18 protein-coding genes and 3 pseudogenes are annotated in these 20,487 nt (G+C 42.6%); 4 read left to right on the top strand and 17 right to left on the bottom strand.

Annotated features, from left to right (window positions below; genetic code table 11):
- Nucleotides 1–73 precede the first annotated feature (73 nt).
- From ACTNA4_RS14045 to cysK, 6 genes are all read right to left on the bottom strand, one after another.
- On the bottom strand, nt 74–1,714 hold the full coding sequence (locus tag ACTNA4_RS14045) for a double-cubane-cluster-containing anaerobic reductase (RefSeq protein WP_441030648.1): 1,641 nt from the start codon (nt 1,712–1,714) through the stop codon (nt 74–76).
- Nucleotides 1,711–2,868, bottom strand: coding sequence for a helix-turn-helix domain-containing protein (locus tag ACTNA4_RS14050; RefSeq protein WP_427806029.1), 1,158 nt, complete (start codon nt 2,866–2,868; stop codon nt 1,711–1,713). Before ACTNA4_RS14050 ends, ACTNA4_RS14045 begins: the two co-directional genes overlap by 4 nt.
- A gap of 150 nt (nt 2,869–3,018) precedes the next feature.
- Entirely contained in the window at nt 3,019–4,176 is a 1,158-nt protein-coding gene (locus ACTNA4_RS14055; RefSeq protein ID WP_441030650.1) for a MalY/PatB family protein, read from the bottom strand.
- Between the two features lie 561 nt (nt 4,177–4,737).
- On the bottom strand, nt 4,738–6,042 hold the full coding sequence (locus tag ACTNA4_RS14060; RefSeq protein WP_441030652.1) for an O-acetylhomoserine aminocarboxypropyltransferase/cysteine synthase family protein: 1,305 nt from the start codon (nt 6,040–6,042) through the stop codon (nt 4,738–4,740).
- Nucleotides 6,043–6,156: 114 nt separating this feature from the next.
- A complete protein-coding gene (locus tag ACTNA4_RS14065; protein WP_427820819.1) occupies nt 6,157–7,077 on the bottom strand; it encodes a LysR family transcriptional regulator in 921 nt (306 codons plus the stop codon).
- A 180-nt stretch (nt 7,078–7,257) separates the two neighbouring features.
- Complete coding sequence (gene cysK, locus ACTNA4_RS14070; RefSeq protein ID WP_427820818.1) at nt 7,258–8,190, bottom strand: cysteine synthase A; 933 nt, start codon at nt 8,188–8,190, stop codon at nt 7,258–7,260.
- Between the two features lie 156 nt (nt 8,191–8,346).
- Here cysK and ACTNA4_RS14075 point away from each other — a divergent pair, with 156 nt between their 5' ends.
- Nucleotides 8,347–8,940 (top strand): transposase, encoded by a 594-nt coding sequence (locus ACTNA4_RS14075; RefSeq protein WP_441030670.1) that lies wholly within the window; start codon nt 8,347–8,349, stop codon nt 8,938–8,940.
- Between the two features lie 90 nt (nt 8,941–9,030).
- Entirely contained in the window at nt 9,031–9,249 is a 219-nt protein-coding gene (locus ACTNA4_RS14080) for a hypothetical protein (protein WP_427819254.1), read from the top strand.
- Between the two features lie 142 nt (nt 9,250–9,391).
- On the opposite strand, the gene ACTNA4_RS14085 is transcribed toward ACTNA4_RS14080, so the two are convergent.
- The 5 genes and pseudogenes from ACTNA4_RS14085 to ACTNA4_RS14105 form a co-directional block, all read right to left on the bottom strand.
- Nucleotides 9,392–10,705, bottom strand: coding sequence for a M18 family aminopeptidase (locus ACTNA4_RS14085; RefSeq protein ID WP_441030654.1), 1,314 nt, complete (start codon nt 10,703–10,705; stop codon nt 9,392–9,394).
- Nucleotides 10,706–10,737: 32 nt separating this feature from the next.
- Nucleotides 10,738–12,165: pseudogene (locus tag ACTNA4_RS14090) on the bottom strand (amino acid permease).
- A 257-nt stretch (nt 12,166–12,422) separates the two neighbouring features.
- Nucleotides 12,423–12,956 (bottom strand): annotated as a pseudogene (gene ttdB, locus ACTNA4_RS14095) (L(+)-tartrate dehydratase subunit beta); the annotation flags it as partial.
- Nucleotides 12,878–13,747: a L(+)-tartrate dehydratase subunit alpha gene (ttdA, locus tag ACTNA4_RS14100; protein ID WP_441017367.1), complete on the bottom strand. Its 870-nt coding sequence runs from the start codon at nt 13,745–13,747 to the stop codon at nt 12,878–12,880. The gene ttdA and the pseudogene ttdB, both read right to left, overlap by 79 nt.
- 42 nt (nt 13,748–13,789) lie before the next feature.
- Nucleotides 13,790–15,055 carry an SLC13 family permease gene (locus ACTNA4_RS14105; protein ID WP_441030656.1) on the bottom strand — a complete coding sequence of 422 codons (1,266 nt, stop codon included), beginning with the start codon at nt 15,053–15,055 and terminating at the stop codon, nt 13,790–13,792.
- A 261-nt stretch (nt 15,056–15,316) separates the two neighbouring features.
- Between ACTNA4_RS14105 and ACTNA4_RS14110 the strand changes: the two genes are divergently transcribed.
- The gene (locus ACTNA4_RS14110; RefSeq protein ID WP_441030658.1) at nt 15,317–16,207 is read left to right on the top strand and encodes a LysR family transcriptional regulator; all 891 of its coding nucleotides are present in this window, start codon (nt 15,317–15,319) and stop codon (nt 16,205–16,207) included.
- 55 nt (nt 16,208–16,262) lie between these two features.
- Here ACTNA4_RS14110 and ACTNA4_RS14115 read toward each other — a convergent pair whose 3' ends face one another.
- From ACTNA4_RS14115 to ACTNA4_RS14140, 6 genes and pseudogenes are all read right to left on the bottom strand, one after another.
- Entirely contained in the window at nt 16,263–17,510 is a 1,248-nt protein-coding gene (locus ACTNA4_RS14115) for an AGE family epimerase/isomerase (RefSeq protein WP_427808728.1), read from the bottom strand.
- A gap of 14 nt (nt 17,511–17,524) precedes the next feature.
- On the bottom strand, nt 17,525–17,683 hold the full coding sequence (locus ACTNA4_RS14120; protein ID WP_441030660.1) for a hypothetical protein: 159 nt from the start codon (nt 17,681–17,683) through the stop codon (nt 17,525–17,527).
- A gap of 33 nt (nt 17,684–17,716) precedes the next feature.
- The gene (locus ACTNA4_RS14125) at nt 17,717–18,136 is read right to left on the bottom strand and encodes a DUF3658 domain-containing protein (protein WP_441030662.1); all 420 of its coding nucleotides are present in this window, start codon (nt 18,134–18,136) and stop codon (nt 17,717–17,719) included.
- A gap of 191 nt (nt 18,137–18,327) precedes the next feature.
- Nucleotides 18,328–18,450: a hypothetical protein gene (locus ACTNA4_RS14130; protein WP_427820795.1), complete on the bottom strand. Its 123-nt coding sequence runs from the start codon at nt 18,448–18,450 to the stop codon at nt 18,328–18,330.
- 68 nt (nt 18,451–18,518) lie between these two features.
- Nucleotides 18,519–19,158 (bottom strand): annotated as a pseudogene (locus ACTNA4_RS14135) (ADP-ribosylglycohydrolase family protein).
- Nucleotides 19,159–19,212: 54 nt separating this feature from the next.
- The gene (locus ACTNA4_RS14140; RefSeq protein WP_441030664.1) at nt 19,213–20,025 is read right to left on the bottom strand and encodes an MBL fold metallo-hydrolase; all 813 of its coding nucleotides are present in this window, start codon (nt 20,023–20,025) and stop codon (nt 19,213–19,215) included.
- Between the two features lie 218 nt (nt 20,026–20,243).
- On the opposite strand from ACTNA4_RS14140, the gene ACTNA4_RS14145 reads away from it, so the two are divergent.
- Nucleotides 20,244–20,480, top strand: coding sequence for a hypothetical protein (locus ACTNA4_RS14145; RefSeq protein WP_441030666.1), 237 nt, complete (start codon nt 20,244–20,246; stop codon nt 20,478–20,480).
- Nucleotides 20,481–20,487: the final 7 nt, after the last annotated feature.

The following is a 20,487-nucleotide window of genomic DNA, read 5'->3' on the forward strand; positions in this document are numbered from 1 at the left end:
CTTCCTAAGATATCTCTATTATACAGCAAGTAAACCATTTAGGCTTGTATTTACTGCAAAATATATGAACTTTTCAAGGTACTATAGAGGGGCTTTTGACCCCAATATCATAATGATCCTGTAATTCTTTTTCCAAAACATCCAGATCATCTTCTCCATAAAAAATCACCCACATGAAATCCGGTTTTTCCATCATATAATCACTGGCTTCTCTATTCGATGGAATCAAAAACAGCTTTTTCATTGCGCAATAATCACTGATAATTTTCGCAACCTGCCCTGCTTTTTCCTTTAAACATTTTTCCTGGTAAAACACAACACAGGAGCCTGACTTCTCCGGCAATTCATACTCGGTCCAATATTCCGGATTTTTCTTACCTTCCTCCAGTCCAATACTTGCTACCGTCTGACCTTTATGATCCAAAATCTTAACAGGCATTCTCGTATATTCGAACAATCTGTTAAGATCCTTTTCCCAGTTTTCTCCATCTTCTGAAAATCCGGGGAATATCAATTTGTAGCAATAATTAATATCTATTCGAGCATCCCCTGCTTTCTGATCTGCAATCAATTCCATAAACGCAGACATTCTTGTAATAATCTGCCCTTCATCACTTTTTGAATAATCCGTATCAATGGCCATATATGGAATATTCTTTTCCTCAGTCACAAATTGATTGATATATGCCGACTCAGCTCCCGTAGCATGGCAGCCCGTCAAAATCATCTCTACCACACCGTCCACATGATATTCATCAATAATCCGCCCAATTAATTCTATGCGGTTATCATTTGGAGTCATGATTGAACATCCTGTCGATAAATATCTTCTCGCAATTGCCCCATAAATGTCAGGATCTTCTTCATCGATCATTCGATCCAGCGTTTTTACTCCGCTGCAATTCTCCAACGCAACAACGACTCCGCCATGATCCTCAATTGCCCGGATTACTTTTAGAGAGTCCCCGCCAATCGGACAACCTGTAATCAATATTCTTGGTCTTGGTTCGAGCATCGTTCCCTGATAATATTCTTCTAATATCTGATCTGTAATCTGATCTACAACTTCCGGTGTTGTTTCAAAATCAAATCTGTATTTGGACCCGGAAACAATTTTCTGGATATCACCTCCCAATACCGGTGCCGGTTCCAGTTTCATAACTTCACAAAGCCTAAGCAAAGATTTCCGGATGCGATTTCCTAAATGGATCGCCGCTTTCATTTTCTCATCTGTTATGATCACCTGAAAGAATTCTTCAAGATATTCTTTCGTACGTATAATCTCCTGCTTCCAGAATTCCATAGATTTCTGTGATTGAGAATTAGGCAGTTCCATAACAAAAACAGGCTTGAATTCCGCCATCATCTCGTACATCTTCTTCTTACCGTCACAGGTTGTTTCCCCGATTACAAGATCAGCAAAATGAAAAAACGGGCATTTATCCTCCACGGCAAATCCATAACTTGATTTAACAAGCGGGCACATGCTCTTCGGAAGCTTACGCTCTGCAGCCGGAACTGTTTCGTTCGCAAACGAACATAGCCCTACTGGTATTGCACCGATCGCTAAAGCAAGTTCCGTAGGAAAATATGCGCAGTACATTCCCACCACCGGGATTCCCTTTTCTTTATATTCCTTCACTTCGAGAAACGAACGCCTTCTCTGCTCTCCAAATTCTTTAAATATTTCCGGCAAATCCTGAACCAGCTTCATTCCCTCGTTCCTCCATCCATAATCCGTTCTAAATCATTCATCATCATCAAAGCCAGCAGTTCCCCTGATTGTTCCATATCATCTATGTCTGAACCGATCAATTCACGTATCTTTCTTAATCGGTAGACCAGCGTATTACGGTGAACATACATCCTAGAAGCTGTTTCAGCAATATTATTTCCGCACAAATAATACATTTTCAAAGTTTCATACAAATCTGTATTTTTCTCTTCATCTTCTTTCTTAAGAATCTCTACAGAATAATCTCTTAATCCCTTATTTTTTAAGAGCGTCCATGCATAGGTATAGATTGTATGCGCATACCATTCCCCTTCAAGCATGATTTCTTCTACTTTGTTATATTCTTTGATTTCATTCATTCTATGAAGCCATTTTACTTTCTTTTCACACTGCTCTATTTCCCGAAATATGGAGCTTACACAGCATGCTTCCTTCGTTTCCTTAATTTTATTTAAAAGAATCTCTTCGTCCTTTTTGTCTCTAATATCATAAAATAGAACCCAAAACAACTTATTGTCCATTCTCCCATAAGAGCGTTCCCATATTTCCTGTGTCATTGGAAGAGAATACTTGTTTTGTTTCCCAGAGAAACAAGCCATAATATAGTTTCCCTTTATTTCACGTGCGAGATAACAAAGTTCTGATTTTGCTCCGCAAAATATATCGTGGTTCACCAGCCTTTTGCGAAAAGAAACACTTTCATCCGGATATACTTCACGGTTCATCCAATAGTTTGCCACTACATTTCGAAGCATATCTGCTATTTCCGAATAATCCTCTTTTGCATATTTATCATTGAAGATAATAATGCAATACCCCAAATGGCATTCTTTATTTTCTATTTTTTTAATTACAGCCATGCACCCCGGGAGCTCATAATAATCCGTATCAGGAATTCTTCCACGCATGGCATGATCATACATCGCTGTTGTAATCCAGCTTTTCTTGATTCCGACAGCCTTTCTTTGATATCCCCCGCTGGCATAGCACACGATTTTACCAGTGTATTCTACGACCATAATCGATGCATGTATATCATCTCTGATTTTCTCTACAACCTGATCCAAATTTAAATTTTTTGCCAAGGCATCAAAAGCAATTTTATAACATGCATTTACATCAATCTTCCCCACAATATCACTCCCAGAACTCATTATTAATCGCTCATCATTCTAAACATAGTAATCCACTATGCATAGTTTATCATGCTTTCGAAACTTCAACAACAAAATCTCAATTTTCCAATATTTCCGCTGTACATGATAATGAATGCTAAAGTCTTTTTACACAAGATTACTGCATATAGCCTCAACACCCGTTTTAACATTATCCAAAGATGTCGCCAGATTGATCCGAATGAATCCGGAGAATCTGTCTCCTCCAAACCAAGCACCATAATCTACCGCCATCCGGCATTTTTTCTGCATAAATTCTCTCATATCACTGCCAGCTACATAAGCACTTAGATCAATCCAGGTAAGATAAGTTCCCTCCAACGGTGAAACAACCGCATCCGGCAATCTTTCTGCAAAAGTATCTTTCAAATACTGATAATTATCCTGAATCTGTTTTTTAACCTGTTCCAGCCATTCTTTTCCACCACGATATGCGGCTTCTGCCGCAATATAGCCAAATGCATTACCTCCCAGTACTCGAATTCCCTTCACATATTTATCCCACTTATCGCGCAGTGTTTGATTCGGAATAATCACCTCAGAATTCTGTGCTCCTGCAAGATTAAATGTTTTAGAAGGCGCAATAATCATAATCATCATATCCTCATAATCCCCTGCAAGCAATGATGGCACATGTTCATTTTTTCCATAAACAAGATCCTGATGAATCTCATCTGATATAACAAATACATGATGCTTTTTGCAAATATCAAGGAGCAGTCTTAATTCTTCCTTTTTCCAGACACGGCCAACCGGGTTATGCGGTGAACATAAAATAAATAGTTTTACATTATTTTCAATAATCTTCTTCTCAAAATCCAGAAAATCAATACTGTAGTTTCCATGATCATTGATTAAATCTGAAGTCACCAATTTTCTTTCATTATTTGTAACCGCATGAAGGAAAGGATAATACACCGGTGTCGTAACAATGACCGCATCTCCTTTTTCTGTCATAAACTGTATGATCCAATTGAATGCCGATACAACCCCCGGTGAAAACCGAATCCATTCTTTCTCCATCTTATATCCATGATTCTCATATTCCCAATCTATACATGCCTGATAATAACTGTCAGGGACTCGCATATATCCAAAAACTCCGAGATCCACATATTTATGAAGAGCCTCCTGTACACAATCTGCCACTTTAAAATCCATATCAGCAACCCACATTGCATGAAGTCCTTCTTCACCAAACATGTTTTGCTGACCGTCCCATTTATTACAATCTGTTCCTCTTCTGTCTACATATTGAATATCCATAATTACCTCCTAAGAACTTTTCATAAACTATACCACTTTAGATTATAAAGTCTTAAAAAAATATTTCATCGGATAGATTCTCTAAACTTGTTGTTTTATTTGTATGTTTTGCACATTTTCTATACATCATGGAGTTTTATTGATTTTTTCTATAATAGAAATCAATATTTCCTTGCCTTTTATTCCCCGCTACGCTATGATGTTTTCATTCTGGAAGTTTCCTTCTGAGACTTCCACTTCTCTTATCCGTCATGGATAGTCGGTATATTCACAAATGGAGCAATCTTCCAATGTAAAACCCGAATGTAACAAGAAAATAAAGTAAGAGATACATGGTAAAAATCAGGAGATACGCGAAAAAGAGCAAGAGCTTATCGAGGTCCAGAAGCAATTAGAGCAGGCACTGCAAACGATTAGTCTTCTCCAAAATAATAGTCCCCAACCACACAAAAAATAAATTTGAAGAACTTTTTCAAATTCTATGACATGAACAATGGAGCCGGCATCCTCCCATATCCAGGGAGTGCCGACTCCATCTTGTAATGTATGCTTCTATTTCCGTTATTTTACCGCCTCAAAAGCTGCATCAAGTGCTGCGATCAAGTCTTCTACTTTCTCAATACCGATAGAAAGACGAATCGTATTCGGTTTGATTCCCTGATCCAGAAGTTCTTCTTCCGTGCACTGACTGTGCGTGGTAGTTGCCGGGTGAATCACAAGTGATTTTACATCTGCTACATTTGCCAGCAATGAGAAAATGGCAAGGTTATCAATAAATTTCTGCGCAGTTGCCGCATCACCTTTAATTTCAAATGTAAAGATAGATCCTCCTCCGTTTGGCAGATATTTCTTGTATAATTCATGACTTGGTTCCGTCGGCAGTGACGGATGATGTACTGCTTCTACCTGCGGATGATTTGAAAGATATTCTACAATCTTCAGCGCATTGCTCACATGGCGCTCTACACGGAGTGACAGCGTTTCCAGCCCCTGCAGGAAGAGGAAAGCGTGGAACGGAGAAAGGGTTGCACCGGTATCACGCAGGATGACCGCACGGATGTATGTTACAAATGCTGCCGGACCTACTGCATCTGCAAAGGATACGCCATGGTAACTCGGGTTCGGATCAGAGATCCACGGATATTTTCCTGCTGCTTTCCAGTCGAAGTTTCCGCTGTCAATGATTACACCACCGATGGCTGTCCCATGTCCACCGATGAATTTGGTTGCAGAATGAACAACGATATCAGCACCATACTCGATCGGTCGAATCAGATACGGGGTTGCAAATGTAGAGTCTACTACAAGCGGAATGTTATGCTTATGAGCAATCTTTGCCACTTCTTCCAAATCGACGAGATTAGAGTTCGGATTTCCAAGAGTCTCTACGAAAATTGCTTTTGTGTTTTCCTGGATCGCTGCTTCGAAAGAACCCTCTACTTCCGGATCAACAAATGTTGTGGTAACACCATTGGCAAGCGGCAATGTATGTGCAAGCAGGTTGAAGGTTCCGCCATAAATCGTCTTGGAAGCTACGATGTGTTCTCCTGATTTTGCAAGTGCCTGGAATGTATAATCAATTGCTGCCGCACCGGATGCAACTGCAAGCGCTGCAACACCGCCTTCCAGAGATGTAATACGCTGTTCAAACACATCCTCTGTCGGGTTGGTAAGTCTTCCGTAAATATTTCCCGCATCGCGAAGGCCAAAACGATCAGCTGCATGCTGTGAATTATGGAATACATAAGAAGTTGTCGCGTAGATCGGAACTGCTCTTGCATCCGTTACCGGATCTGCCTGTTCCTGTCCGATATGTAATTGTCTTGTCTCAAATCCCCAGTTTTTAGAATCTTTAATATTTGCCATCTCTATTTCCTCCAATTCATTTATTTCGATTTCGCTTTGTTTTTCTTGTTAAATACATACTAACACAGTAGGCTACCTTTGTCTAATATATAAAAAAAATACCAAGTTATAGTTTTAAGCTATAACCAGGTATTCTTTCAATTTTTCTATATACAGTTCACCCATCTTACTCCGCACCGTATTTTTTTTAACAATATAGCCTATCTCCATCACACTGTTCGGGTTCTGCGCATCATCCCGGAATGGAACTGCCACAAAATCATTTCCGTTCAATTCCTCGCATATGATGCCGGAACAAAGCGTATATCCATTCAGCCCCACCATAAGATTCAGCATCGTCGCCCGGTCATTCGCTTTAATAACCTGCGAGTACTCATTTGTGGAAAGGATTTCCTCTGCGAAATAGAAGGAACTGTTATCCCCCTGTTCAAAAGACAGGCAGGGGTAACCATTCAATTGTGCAAAACTAATGGATGCTTCTTTTGCCAGAGGATGATCCTTCCAGATATACACATACGCCTGACAGTCTACAAGATGGTGAAACTCAAGGTCATAGGATTTCAATAACTTTTCAATCGCTTTGCGGTTGAAATCACTGAGATAAAGTATCCCGATCTCGCTCTTCATCGTATTTACATCACTGATCACTTCCATCGTTTTCGTTTCGCGAAGCGCAAATTCATATTTTGACATATCGAATTCCTTCGCCATATCCACAAACGCTTTAACTGCAAAAGAATAATGCTGTGTCGATACGCCAAACTTCTTTTTATAGGATCCGCCCTTCCCGTATTTTTCCAAAACGCTTTCATACTGTCCGTATATCTGCTTTGCGTAAAGCAGGAATTCCGTCCCGTCATTCGTCAGGGTAACGCCTCTCCCGCTTCGATAGAATAACGTAATGCCCAGTTCCTTTTCCAATTCTTTGATAGCATTGGTCAGGGACGGCTGAGATACATACAGCTGCTCCGCTGCTTTATTTAACGACTTTGTTTCTGCTATTGTGATGAGATAGTTTAACTGTGTCAGTGTCATTTGCTCCCCAGCCTCCTTTTTGTGACATCATATCATCAATTGCCTACTGTGTAAATAGGTTTCATGTTTTCTAAAGAAAAATAAAATCGATGGATCTGGCGATAATACGCCTGTTCCGTCGATTCTATTTACAATATCAATCCCAAAAGAAGTGGCGGAAAAATCCGCCGCTTTCCACAACTATTCCGTAAATAACGGTGTAGAATAATATCTGTCACCGGTATCCGGCAGAAGTGCCACAATCGTCTTACCCTTATTCTCCGGACGTCTTGCCAGTTCGATCGCCGCATGCAGTGCCGCACCGGATGAGATTCCGACCAGTACGCCTTCCTTCTTCGCAAGCAGTTTTGCCTCTGCAAACGCATCCTCATTTTCCACCTTAATAATCTCATCGTAAATCTTTGTATTCAACACTTCCGGAACAAAGCCTGCGCCAATTCCCTGAATCTTATGCGGGCCGCCTTTACCCTCTGATAGTACCGGAGAACCTGCCGGTTCAACTGCCACGATCTTTACGTCCGGATTCTGTTCTTTCAGATACTCACCTGTTCCGGTCAATGTTCCACCGGTTCCTACCCCTGCCACAAAGAAATCCACTTTTCCGTCTGTATCATTCCATACCTCCGGTCCGGTCGTCGCTTTATGGATTGCTGGGTTCGCAGGATTCACAAACTGTCCAGGAATAAAGCTTCCCGGAATTTCCTTAGCCAGTTCTTCTGCTTTTGCAATCGCACCCTTCATTCCCTTTGTACCGTCTGTCAATACCAGTTCTGCTCCATAAGCCTTTAAAATATTTCTCCGCTCCACACTCATGGTTTCCGGCATGGTCAGAATAATACGATAGCCTTTGGCCGCTGCAATAGAGGCAAGACCGATTCCGGTATTTCCTGATGTAGGTTCGATGATCACAGAACCTTCCTTTAACTCGCCTTTCGCTTCGGCATCTTCAATCATTGCCTTTGCGATTCTGTCCTTTACGCTTCCTGCCGGGTTAAAATATTCCAGTTTCACCAGAAGCGTTGCTTCGAGCCCCAGTTCTTTTTCTACATTCGCTACTTCCACCAATGGAGTGTTCCCGATAAGTCCAAGTGTTCCTTTATAAATCTTTGCCATAACTCGTCCCTCACTTTCATAACCTATTAATCAACTATGTTTAATATGTTTTAAATTATATCCCTACTTTTTGAATATGTCAAGTGTTTTTTAGGGACGTTTCTTTTGCCACGATGCTGGGGTCAAAAGGTATTTCCAACTAATTAAATAACTACTATTGATGAAAAACCTTTTGCTGTTTTATATAGTGATAAAGCTTCACGGCCAAACACTCCTGTTAACGTAATCATCGGAGCATGCATCATCAAAGAATTGTTTGATTACTCTGACGATGAGTTGGTTGAAGGCCTTATGCTTGATTTACGTTTACAGTATGCACTCCATACTACAAGCTTTACTGAACAGCCTCTGAGTGATAAAACACTGAGCCGTTTTCGCCGTAGATGTTATGATTATGAACAAACTCACGGAGTTGATTTATACAAAGCTGCCATCCAAAACTATAATAAAGAAATCGCCAAAATGATGGAGCTTGATGGCAAGATTCGTCGAATGGACTCCTTGATGATTAATTCAACCATGCTGTTAAATCCAACTGATCCTGAGGCTACATACCGAAGGAAAGCAGGGAAAGAATATCGCGGCTATGTGGCTAATGTAGAGGAAACTGTTGGGAAAAATGGTTCTGTTGTAACCAGCTATGAGTATGAATCCAATATCCATTCAGACTCACAGTTTATAAAAGAACATCGAACTACTTCCTACTGCATTGACAGCCAAAAAGAATCGGCGAGATGTTTCCGGATTTGAAATGGACGAAGAAAAAACAAAAGTGATAAAGTGTCCGGCAGGAAACACACCTAGAAAAAGAGCCTGATTCGCCTCGCACTAGAGGAGAGAATGTCTAGTGAAACATATAATCTGTATCGCAGGATACGAAACGGAGTAGAAACGATTCCCTCAATTCTTCGAAGAAACTATCATCTGGAAAAGCTTCCACGTGGAAAACAAAGAGGAAGGTTCTTCTTCGGAAGTAAAATCGCAGCGTTGAATTTTAGAAAACTCTTTCACTATGTGAAAGGGTCTTCGAACTATGCAGAAAATCCTCTATTGGCATAAGAATATGGGAAGGGTATAGTTACAATCGACACCAAATATACCGAAAACTACGGTAGAAACTTATAAATAGCAACAAAAAGTAAAAAAGGGACGTTCGATGCCAGGGCTTTTGACCCCAGCATCGTGGCAAAAGAAACGTCCCCTATTCAACCAAAACACCATTTTCCTGTGCTTCGATATGACTGTTAAAGAATTCCTCCGTTGCCTGAATCATATAATAACTGTCCTTGATTCCCGCTGTCTCATACGGAGAATGCATGGAAAGCTGCGGCAATCCGATATCCACACTGTTCATGGATACCTGAGCCATCGCAATATTGCCAAGTGTGCTTCCTCCCGCCATATCCGAGCGGTTTGCAAAAAACTGTACCGGAACTCCGGCCTTTTCACAGATTCCTTTAAACACCGCAACACTGACTGCATCACTCGTATATTTCTGTCCAGCGTGGGATTTGACCACGATTCCTTCATTCATATAAACGCAATTACCTGTATCCGTTTTCTCCGGGTGGTTCGGATGAACGGCATGCGCGTTATCACAGCTCAGCATAAAGCTGGAAGCCAATGCGCAGTAAAATGCATCCTCATCTTTGCCAAGTCCACGGTTGAGCCGGTGGAGAACATCAAATAAAAATGTCGAGCCGGCGCCCTGCTTGGTTCCGGAACCCACTTCTTCGTTATCGAAGCAGGCGAATACATTGATTGATTTCTCATTTGCACCTTTTAAGAACCCCTGCAGAGAAGTATAGGCGCATTGCAGATCATCGAGCTGCGGGCAGGAAACGAACTCTTCCTTCGCTCCCCAGATGGAGGGCTCCATACGGTTATAAAGATAAAGATCCATCCCGTAAATATCATCCTCTCCTACATTCAGTTCTTCTGCGATCAGCTTTTTGAAATCGCCCTTTTGACATTCGCCGCCGCCAAAAAGCGGCAGCATGTCAACCTGTTTATTATATTCAAATCCCTCATTGATTTTTCGATTCATGTGGATAGCCACATTCGGAATCATCACCAGATCCCGGTCCACTTTAACGAGCCTGGTCACGAAGCTGTCTCCTTCTTTTACCACTGCTCTTCCGGCAACGGAAAGCGGACGGTCAAACCAGGGTGCACAGAGCATCCCGCCATACCCCTCTGTATTCAGCTGGGTATATTTTCCGCGGACTTCCAGTTCTTCGTTTTCCTTGATTTTAAATGTAGGCGAATCACTGTGGGAAGCCGCTATGTTGAAGCTGTAGTTCTCCAGATCCGTTCCGATTTTCAGCGCGATCAGACTGGAATCGTTCCGGGTGACATAATATTTTCCTCCCAGACTGATCTCCCAGCGCTTTCCTTCAGGAAGCTCCTGATATCCTTCCTCATTCAGAATTTTCTTCATAGAATCCACTGCATGGAATGCGGTAGGACTGTTCTTGATAAAAGATACCATATCTTCTGCTGTTTTCTTATACATATTCGACTTCCTCCAATATTCTATCTTATTGTTTATGCTTTTTTCTGTTCTCTTTTTGCAATCTGCGGCATGATCAGTCCGAGTGCCGTCAGAATGACCGGTGTGATTACATTTAAGGCAAATGTAAACAGATCATCGGAGTACATTCCCAGAATACAGCTTGCTGCAGTAATCAGGAAACACCATCCCCCGAAAAATTTGGCAACGCCCTGATTCTTTACGAAACGGTATTCCGCCGGAATCTTGTCATACGCCTTACGCAGAGCAAGGTAAGCAACAAATACCCATAAATAACGCAGCGGCATACATACGGAATTCAGTTTTGTCAGCTGCTGAAGTACCGCAGCAGCTCCCGGTACAACGGACTGAATCAGTATGATCGCTCCGGACAGGATCGCAACAAGGAGAATACCATTGCTATATACGCCATATTTATTCTTCTTCTGAAGTTTGGAAGGTATAAACTGGCGTGTCTCTTCATTATCAAGCAGCATACGCAGTGGTGCGTCAATGCTCAGTACCAGAATAGCAAACTGGCTGATCAGATTACAGATTGCATAAATGATCAGGAAGAAATCCCCCACATGCCAGTACTCTCCCAGCTTCTGGAATGCCCAGTAAGAACCGTTTGCCGCATATGAATTGAAGGATTCTGTACTCTCATTGATCACAGCCGGGTCAAACATCATTCCCATTGCGAAGGTACCAAGAATCGCACATACAACAACCATAATCGCCAGTGAAATCATTCCCTTCGGAAATCCTTTGCTCGGATTCTCCACTTTATTAACGTACGGTGAAATTTTTTCACATCCGCCTACTGCAAATACCAGAATGGAAAGGGATGTGAAATAAGCCACATTAAAGTTCGGAATCAGGCTCTTCATGCTCAGATCCATGGATACAAATGTAGCTCCCGGATTGATCGCCGGTGCTGCGAACATCATCACGATGTAAAGCAGTGACATCACAAACATGGTCGTCCCCGCCAGCGTAAGCAGCTTCTTCAGCGGATTAAGCCCACGGCTCGCAATAAAGCATCCCAGAAGGAATACAGCAAGTGTCGCAAGCTGTACACCCAGTGTCGGCAGAGAATCATAGGTCTCCGCATTACGGAAAATCGCCCAGGACAGAGCCTTCAGACTTCCGCTTCCTTTACTTGCAATATAAGTTATGTGGCATGCCCAATATGTAAATCCGCCATAATAAGCAACCTTAGCCCCCATTGTCTAATTCAGCCATGAACTTACACCGCCGCCTTCATTTTTAAATGCTGAACCCAGTTCTCCTACCATCAGCGCATATGGAACAAAATACAGCGCAAACATCAGGATCCAGCTCAAAGTTACCTGGATTCCGTTAAAATACACGAATCCATTCGTTACATTTCCAAATCCCCATACTGTGGAAAAGGCCATGAATGCCAGGGCCTGCCACGTGATTTTCTTCTTATCCGACATAAGTCAAACCTCTCTTTTGTTTTTTTACAACGTTTATTTTGCTTTCGTCACCCTAACTTCCGTTAATACTCACAAAATATACCGCTGTCCTAATATGATATTGTACAAAATGACCACCAAAGTGTCAAATATATAAATTCTTTCATGCTTCTTGTTAATGCAAACAATAGTATAAAAAGACCATACAACAAGCATGGCAGTTTGCTCGTTGTATGGTCTTTAGAGGCAAAAATTTGGTATTAATATGATTTCATAAATTATTTGATAAAGCTGACATGTTTGCAGATTTCTTCAATTGCTTTATCTTTTCTTTCGTTGAAGATAACTTTATTCTCTTCAAACAGGTTGCGTCCTTCTGTGTCGATAGACACGATGAGCGGCCCAAATTCTTTGACGCGGCAGTGCCATAAGGTCTCCGGCATTCCCAGATCACGCCACTGTGCATCCACAATTTCTTCTACTTCCGTCGCCGCGACTACCGCATTTCCGGCAGGAAATACACAGTGGATCGCTTTGTAATTCTTGCAGGCGTATTCGGTATTCGGTCCCATGCCGCCTTTTCCGATGATGACCTTCACACCGGTCTTTTCCACGAATTCTTTCTCGAATTTTTCCATACGCATACTGGTAGTTGGCCCGACGGATACCATCTCGAATTTGTCGTTTTCCAGAGGACGGATGATCGGTCCTGCATGGAAAATGGCTGCGTTTCTCACATCAACCGGAAGTTCTCTTCCGGCTTCCACCAGTCTTCTGTGTGCAACGTCTCTGCATTGACAGCAACTCCGATTGCGGACGGATGTCTTGCAGTATTTTCAATGTGAACGCCCATAACAGAATATTTTCCGCCCATGCCCTGTGGTCCGAGACCAATCGCATTGATACCGTCTTCCAACAGTTTTTCCATGGAAGCTGCACGTTCGTTTTCATTGTGGCTTCCAAGTGGACGCATCAATGCTTTCTTGGAAAGAAGCGCCGCGGTTTCCACAGAAGTCGCAACACCTACGCCCACCAGAAGCGGCGGACATGCATTGAGTCCGTAGGATGTCATGACATCCATAACAAATTTGGTGACTCCCTCATAACCTGCACCCGGCATCAGAACCATGGCTTTTCCCGGAAGGGTACATCCGCCTCCTGCCATGTAGGCATAGATTTCACACTGATCGCTGTCCGGAACGATATCCCAGAATACAGTCGGCGTTCCTTTTCCCACATTTTTGCCGGTATTGTATTCGTCAAATGTCTCTACACTGTTGTGGCGAAGCGGTGCTTCAAACGTTGCTTTCACAACAGCTTCTTTTAATAATGCTTCCAGTTCTCCGATCAGTGGAAAGGCGGTTCCGCATTTTACCCAGAACTGCAGGACACCTGTATCCTGGCAACTCGGCCTGTTCAGTTCTTTTGCCAATACCTGATTCTTTTTCATAGTCTGGTAAATGACCTTCGAAAGCGGACTGTCTTCCTTCTCGGCAAGTTCATCCAGCTTTGCAATAATATCATCCGGCAGCACTTTACCGATGTAGGACACAAAATTTGCCATATAAGTAGTAAGCTGCTCTACCTGTTGTTTCTTATCCATATCTTTTCACTCCTTATAAATTTGAATTCAGTCTTTCTTCTCTTACGGGAAGAATGGAAATGCAATCGGAAGAATGATCATACTTACAACCGTTGCAATGATGATCAGTGGGAAACCTGATTTCACATAATCCATAAATTTATATCCTCCGGCTCCCACCACCATGGTATTTGCCGGCATTCCGATCGGTGTCGCATATGCGCAGGATCCTCCGATCACACATGCCATCAGTACGGCTCTCGGATCCGCTCCCATCCCCTGGGCAATGGAGAGGCAGATCGGAACCATCAGTGCCGTCGTCGCCGTATTGGACATAAAGTTCGTCATGATACAGCAGAGCAGGAATACGACCAGTGTTAAAATGTAAGGTGACGGATTCTCTCCTAATGCTCCGATTACTTTGCCCGCGATCAATTCTCCTGCTCCTGTACTCTGAAGAGCTGATGCCAAAGACAAGGTACCTCCAAACAGGAAGATCGTCTTCAGGTCGATCGATTTCAGCGCATCTTTTTCTGAAATTACTCCGGTAAGGATCAGAAGCAGCGCTCCGATTCCTCCGGATATACAAAGCTTGATTCCGATCTTATCTTCAAAGATCATAGCCAGAAGCGTGAGCACCAGAATGATAAGTGACAACCACTGTTTCCATACCGGCACATCGCCGAAATCCTTTTGTGTATCAAATGCGCCGTCATCTGCCACTTCATGACTCGGCAGAAGCTTATACCCAATCGTCGCATAGAAAAGAATGCCTACGATCAGAATCGGGAATCCCACGATCGCATATTCAAAGAATCCAAAACCAAGATCCAGTTCTTCCAGCGCACTCTGTGCGATCAGATTTCCGGGTGCTCCGATCAGCGAGAGATTTCCTCCCATTGCCGCCGCAAACACAAGCGGCATCAGTAAGCGTGATCTTTTATATCCGGATTTTGCCGCGATTCCGATCACCACCGGAATCAGTACGGCTGCCGTTCCCGTGTTGGACAGAACCCCGCTCATCAATCCTACGATCACCATGATCGCAACGATCAGCATACGCTCCGTCTTTGCAAATTTTGTTACAATTCCACCGATCTTATTTGCCATTCCGGTCTCAAATAATGCACCGCCGACGATGAACATTGCCACAAATAAAATAACATTGCTGTCAATAAATCCCACAAAAGCTGTTTTGACATCCAGCACTCCTGTCACGACCAGTCCGATACAGACGATCATCGAAGTAACACCCAGCGGAATCTTTTCCAGCACGAACATTACGACTGCAAACAGGAGAAAAAGTAACGTAATTGTAGATGGACTCATTTGCTTTCCCCCAATCCTTATTCATTTATCGAGTAATATGACGGCCGTTCTTATTACTTCTTGTTACGATTTCATTATAGGAAATTATTTTCGGCTTGTACATTTACGAATACTTATAACTCCATAAAAAAAGCTTAATGTGGGGCGGATTTTTGTGCATTTTTACTTGTGATATGGTATAATCCAAAGAAAAAGCAGCTCTGTTTTTATCGATTCTGCTTAAAAATGCTTCCCGAAAAAATTTCAGAAAAGGAAAAAAACATGAAGATCATCCAGTTAGAATACTTTTGCGCCGTATGCCGCTATCACAGTATTACGCAGGCTGCTCAGAAGCTTTACGTTACCCAGCCCGCCATTTCAAACGCAATCAAAGAATTGGAAAAGGAATTCTCTATCAGCCTGTTTGTGCGAACCAAGAACCATATGTCTCTAACCAAAGAGGGCGAAATCTTCTATCAAAAAGCGAGCAAACTGCTTGATACCATCAATCAGACCTCCTCGGAACTCTATGACCTCGGCAGGCAGGTCAGCCCGATCCGAATCGGAATCCCGCCTCTTCTCAGTACGGTCTTCTATCCGGACATGCTGATCTCTTTTCAAAAAGAATATCCTTCCATTCCGGTGGAGCTGTTCGAATATGGCTCAATCCGTGCTGCCAACATGGTATTTGACGAGACGCTGGATCTTGCACTTGTAAATATGAATTTTTATGAAATCGATAAGCTGAATTCCTATCAGCTCCTGTCCGACAGGATCGTATTCTGTGTGTCTCCGGAACATCCTCTGGCTAAGGAAAAAGAAGTCTCTCTGGAAATGCTGAAAGACGAAAACCTGATCCTGTATAATACGGACTCCGTTTTAAATACGACTTTATATTCCCGATTCGAAAGTGCCGGAATCAAACCGAACGTGATCATGCACGCCAGCCAGCTCTATACGATTCAGAACTTTATCAGCAACCATCTGGGCGGAGCATTCCTCTATTCTTCTTTGATGAAAAATCTGCCGGGACTGATCGGTATCCCTGTTGCCCCGGCTATCCGCCAGGAGATCGGGTTGGTGTGGAAAAAAGGGAAATATGTGAACGACAGTGTGGAAAAATATATTGCTTTTGTACAGGAAATGAATCCTGAACTTTTCACGCCGTCTTAAGAATGGAAAATGGAAGTAATCATCAGTTCGCTTTCCCTGATTACTTCCATTTTTTCTATAGTTCGCTTAACTCTAAAGATTTTTTCACCGCCTGTGCAATAGACACATCCGGTACATAATATGGAATCAATGTTGCCTGTACCGCATGATAAAGATCGGATTTTCCCGGCCATACTGTACCAATCACCTTATTGTTCCGATCCATCTGATGGAACCACGATCCGTTCACATGATCCAACACGTCCTCATCCAGATACTGCATAAATTCTGCATACTTCTTGGCATATTCCTGCTTTTTCGTCACATGATAAAGCACTGCAGATGTATTGATTGCTTCTGCCAGCGTCCAGTGCATTCTGTCATGTACTACCGGTTCTCCATTCCAGTCTGTCGTATAAACGATTCCGAGTGCCCCATCCGCATTCCACGCATCCTGAACAGCCCGGTGAAACAGCTTTTCTGCCGCCTCTATATATGTCCATGCGGACTCTCTGTCATTTTTGTATGTAGAAAGTGCCCACTGTGTAATCAGTCTTGCCCATTCAATTCCATGCCCCGGTGTCGCCCCATATGGTTTAAACTGATCTGCCGGCTGTTCCTTATTGCACTCCAGATCTGCTTCCCATTCTTTTGTAAAATGTTCCGGTATCCTCCAGTTATTTACAGACGCCCAGCTGATAACATGATCAATAATACGTCCTGCTCTCGCTCGATATTCTTCTTTTCCCACTGCATCCGCTACCGCCAGGAACGCTTCCACCGTATGCATATTGGCATTTAATCCCCGATAATTATCTAAAACTGTAAATTCTGTATTCCACGTATCACAGGAAAGCCCTTCCTCTTCATTCCAGAACCTTAGATCGTAGAGTTTCAATGCCTCATCCAACAATTCTTCTGCTCCGGCCCGCCCGGCAAGAATTCCAGATGTCGCGGCGAGAATGACAAATGCATGTGCATAACACTGCTTACTGGGCAGAGCTATTCCATCCGCAGTAACCCCTGCATACCATCCCCCGTTTTTAACATCATGGAGTTCACCACGAATTCCCCGAAGTGCTTCATCGACCAATGCTTCACTCCCCGCATGTCCAAGTAAGGTCCCCAAACTGTAAACATGTGCCATACGGCAGGTAATCCATGTTTCCCTGTTTCGCTCCTTCCACGGAGTTCCGTCATCCCCTAAATAATATGCACTCCCCTCAGGAGACGGAAAACGATATCCAAAATCAAACAGATTATCTCGGATTTCGTTCATAAACTTTTTGTTTTCCACTGTGTCAATTTGATACTTTTTTTCCATTACTTTATTTCTCCTTAATAGCAATCTACCATCGTTATATTATCAATACTTTTTCTGTCAATATTGTAGATATGCCCGATTCCAAATACAACGGCACTCACGACCAGAAGCACATGTCTTAACGTAATCCCACTTAACAAAAACATGCATATCGGAATGATGGCGAGCGCCATACTCTTCCAAAATTTCTGTTCTTTACTCCATCTCTATTCCTCCTGATTTTGCTTTCTTTTCCTGAGTTTCCTTCTGTATACCGGCATATCCGGTCCGGCCTCTTCTGCCACCTCCAGTATTCCGGCTTCCATCATCTGCTCGATTCGCCCATGTATCCAGACATCACTGATCGCAAGCCGGTATTTACCCATGACATCCCCGATCACTCTCGCCTCATAAAATTCCTGCGGTGCTTTTGTAATTTCCAGCTCAATATATCTGTCATATAACGTTTCCGCAACGCTCATTAACCTTCCGTTAATCACAGCTCGCAGCGGAGCATTCTCTTCCTTCAACTCTATCCATTCTTCCGCACACATTTTTACAAAAATGTCCGTGGCCTTCTGCTGCAGAGGAAGATACCGATTCCACTCTTCCGCTGAAAGCTCCACCGGGATATTTCCCTCTCCCATAGCTTTGCGCCACCTTGAGGGAACCCTCCGCACTTTCGCTGAATACAATTTCTATCATATCATACCTCCTATAGGGACGTTTCTTTGTTCTCCATTGCCTTCCTATAAATTCGTTCGTCGTATTCAATACCTATAGACCGGCATCGTGTCTGATAGGAAAGGAAAAAGTCCACACGCCCCTTTCCACATCCTTAATCCAAAAGCGTATTTCCCTTTCGGATCAGTCCGGTATTTGCCAGCCGCTCCAATACTGAATAAGGCGTAGGTTCATATGGGTAGCGATACTGATCCGCATTCGAATCATCTCTTCCCATAGTATGAATCCGCAAAAGTTTGTCCCATTTTATTTCATTGCTATTCATTATCCTTTACTGGGGACAAATCAATGTCCCCAAGACAAACATCCCCTTCCCTTCAACAAAATTTCAATATAATATTCAAAATCTACATCGTTCTGTTCCTTTAGTACTTTTATATATTCTTTCTTAATCGCATCTGCTCCGGTAAATGCACCGCAGATTGCAGTCGCCATTGCGCCGATGGTATCTGTATCCCCACCCATATTGGCACACAACAGGGAGCACCGGTTCGGATCCTGCGCATAATATGCGGCTGCAATCGCCGCGGGTACGGATTCGGTGATTCCCACACCGGTTCCGATCACATCATAGATCCGCTTTGCAAACTGCTCCTCATCTTCGTATTCCTGTCCTGCAATTTCCAGTGCGATTTTCGTCCGTTCTTTCAGCCTTGCGCTGAATGTCTCGCTTCCTTTGTTATATCCAAATTCTTCAATAGCCAGAATATCCCCGATTATCTTTTCAAAATCATCATTCACAATCGCCGAACTGACCTCTTTTATAGTTGCACGCCACTTCATTTTCCGCAGGACCATCCATTAATCCTTCAATCTTTTTCCCAAAGAAATCCCGGGCCTTTTTTCGTCCCCATAATTCTGCCGGCATTCCCATAGCATCACCAAGAGCCATCCCATATAAAGCTCCTGCCACTTTATTTCTCAACTCTTTCTTATCCATCTATTTCCTTTCGTTCTTCCTGTACATTCATCAATGGACTCAGAATTCCATGATTAGATTCACATGCAGCTGATGCAGCATCCCGCCAAGTTCCTCTTTGAGAATTCCGTAAGCTTTATCTTTCGTGCAGTGACCCGTGCATACATAGGCAATACCGGTTTCTTTTATTTTCCCAGCTAAGGTCCGTATTTCCTCTTCGGATTTATTGTACAAATGAAATCCTCCGATCAGGCCATACACCTTCTTTCCGGCAAATGTATCCGCTACCTCACGGATGATATTTGCAGCCCCGCCATGAGAACAGCTGTTAAAGATCACCAGCCCCTTATCCGTGTCAAACACAAGACTCTGTTCATGTGAAAAATCATCCGGCTGCCATCCATCCGGCTTCTTCTGATACATCTTTTCCCTTTTACCAAGCTGTCTCAGTCCCTCTGTCTTATGGGAAATCAGATATACCCCTTTACAAAGCTCATAATCTTCCTTCACATATACAATTCTGTCTTTATAGTCAGTCAGGATATTCCTGGGCAGACCAATATATTTGTGGAAAATCCATTTTTTGAAATAACAGTTTTCGGCTGCCCCTTCTTGCAGATAAAATTTTGATTTATCATTATTTTCAAAAAATGCTTTCATCCCATTCGAGTGATCATAGTGCGCGTGCGAAAGTACGGCATAGTCAACCTCTTTTATGGATACTCCCATTTTCTCAGCATTTTCCAGAAAAAGTTCTGACGCGCCGGTATCCAGCAAGATCTTCTTATCTCCGTATTCAATGTAGATACTTAATCCCCACTCACCGGCCAGTTCATTACATGAAATATTATCAACTAACACAGTCGCTTTCATAATAATAACACCTTATTACCTTTCGAATTTGAAAATATTGTACCAAAAAATCAGGAAAAAGAACAGTGTACATATTTCTATATACTCTTTTCATGGAACACAACTGTCGCATTTTCCATAACACTATACTATAACCCTTCTACTTCGGAAGTTTCATTCTGAGACTTCCACTTCTTTTATCCGTTATGGATAATCGGTGTATTCACAAATGGAGCTGTATGGCACTCACCGGGGATCATTTGACTGAATTCGGACAACTAAAGGAGCTGGAACGTGCGAAAAGAGAGCTGAATAAAATGAAGCTGGAACGTGATGTTGCAAAGCAGGAACGCGATGCCACAATACAAGAGTTCAATACGGCAACCCAAAAACTGGAAGAAGCTTTTGATACCATTGATTCCCTCAAAAAATCCATTGCACTTTTAGAATCAGAATTGGCCAAATCACAAAAGTAATCCACAT

Origin of the sequence: Bariatricus sp. HCP28S3_A7 (genome assembly GCF_052066375.1) — a bacterium.
Taxonomy (GTDB): Bacteria; Bacillota; Clostridia; order Lachnospirales; family Lachnospiraceae; genus Allocoprococcus.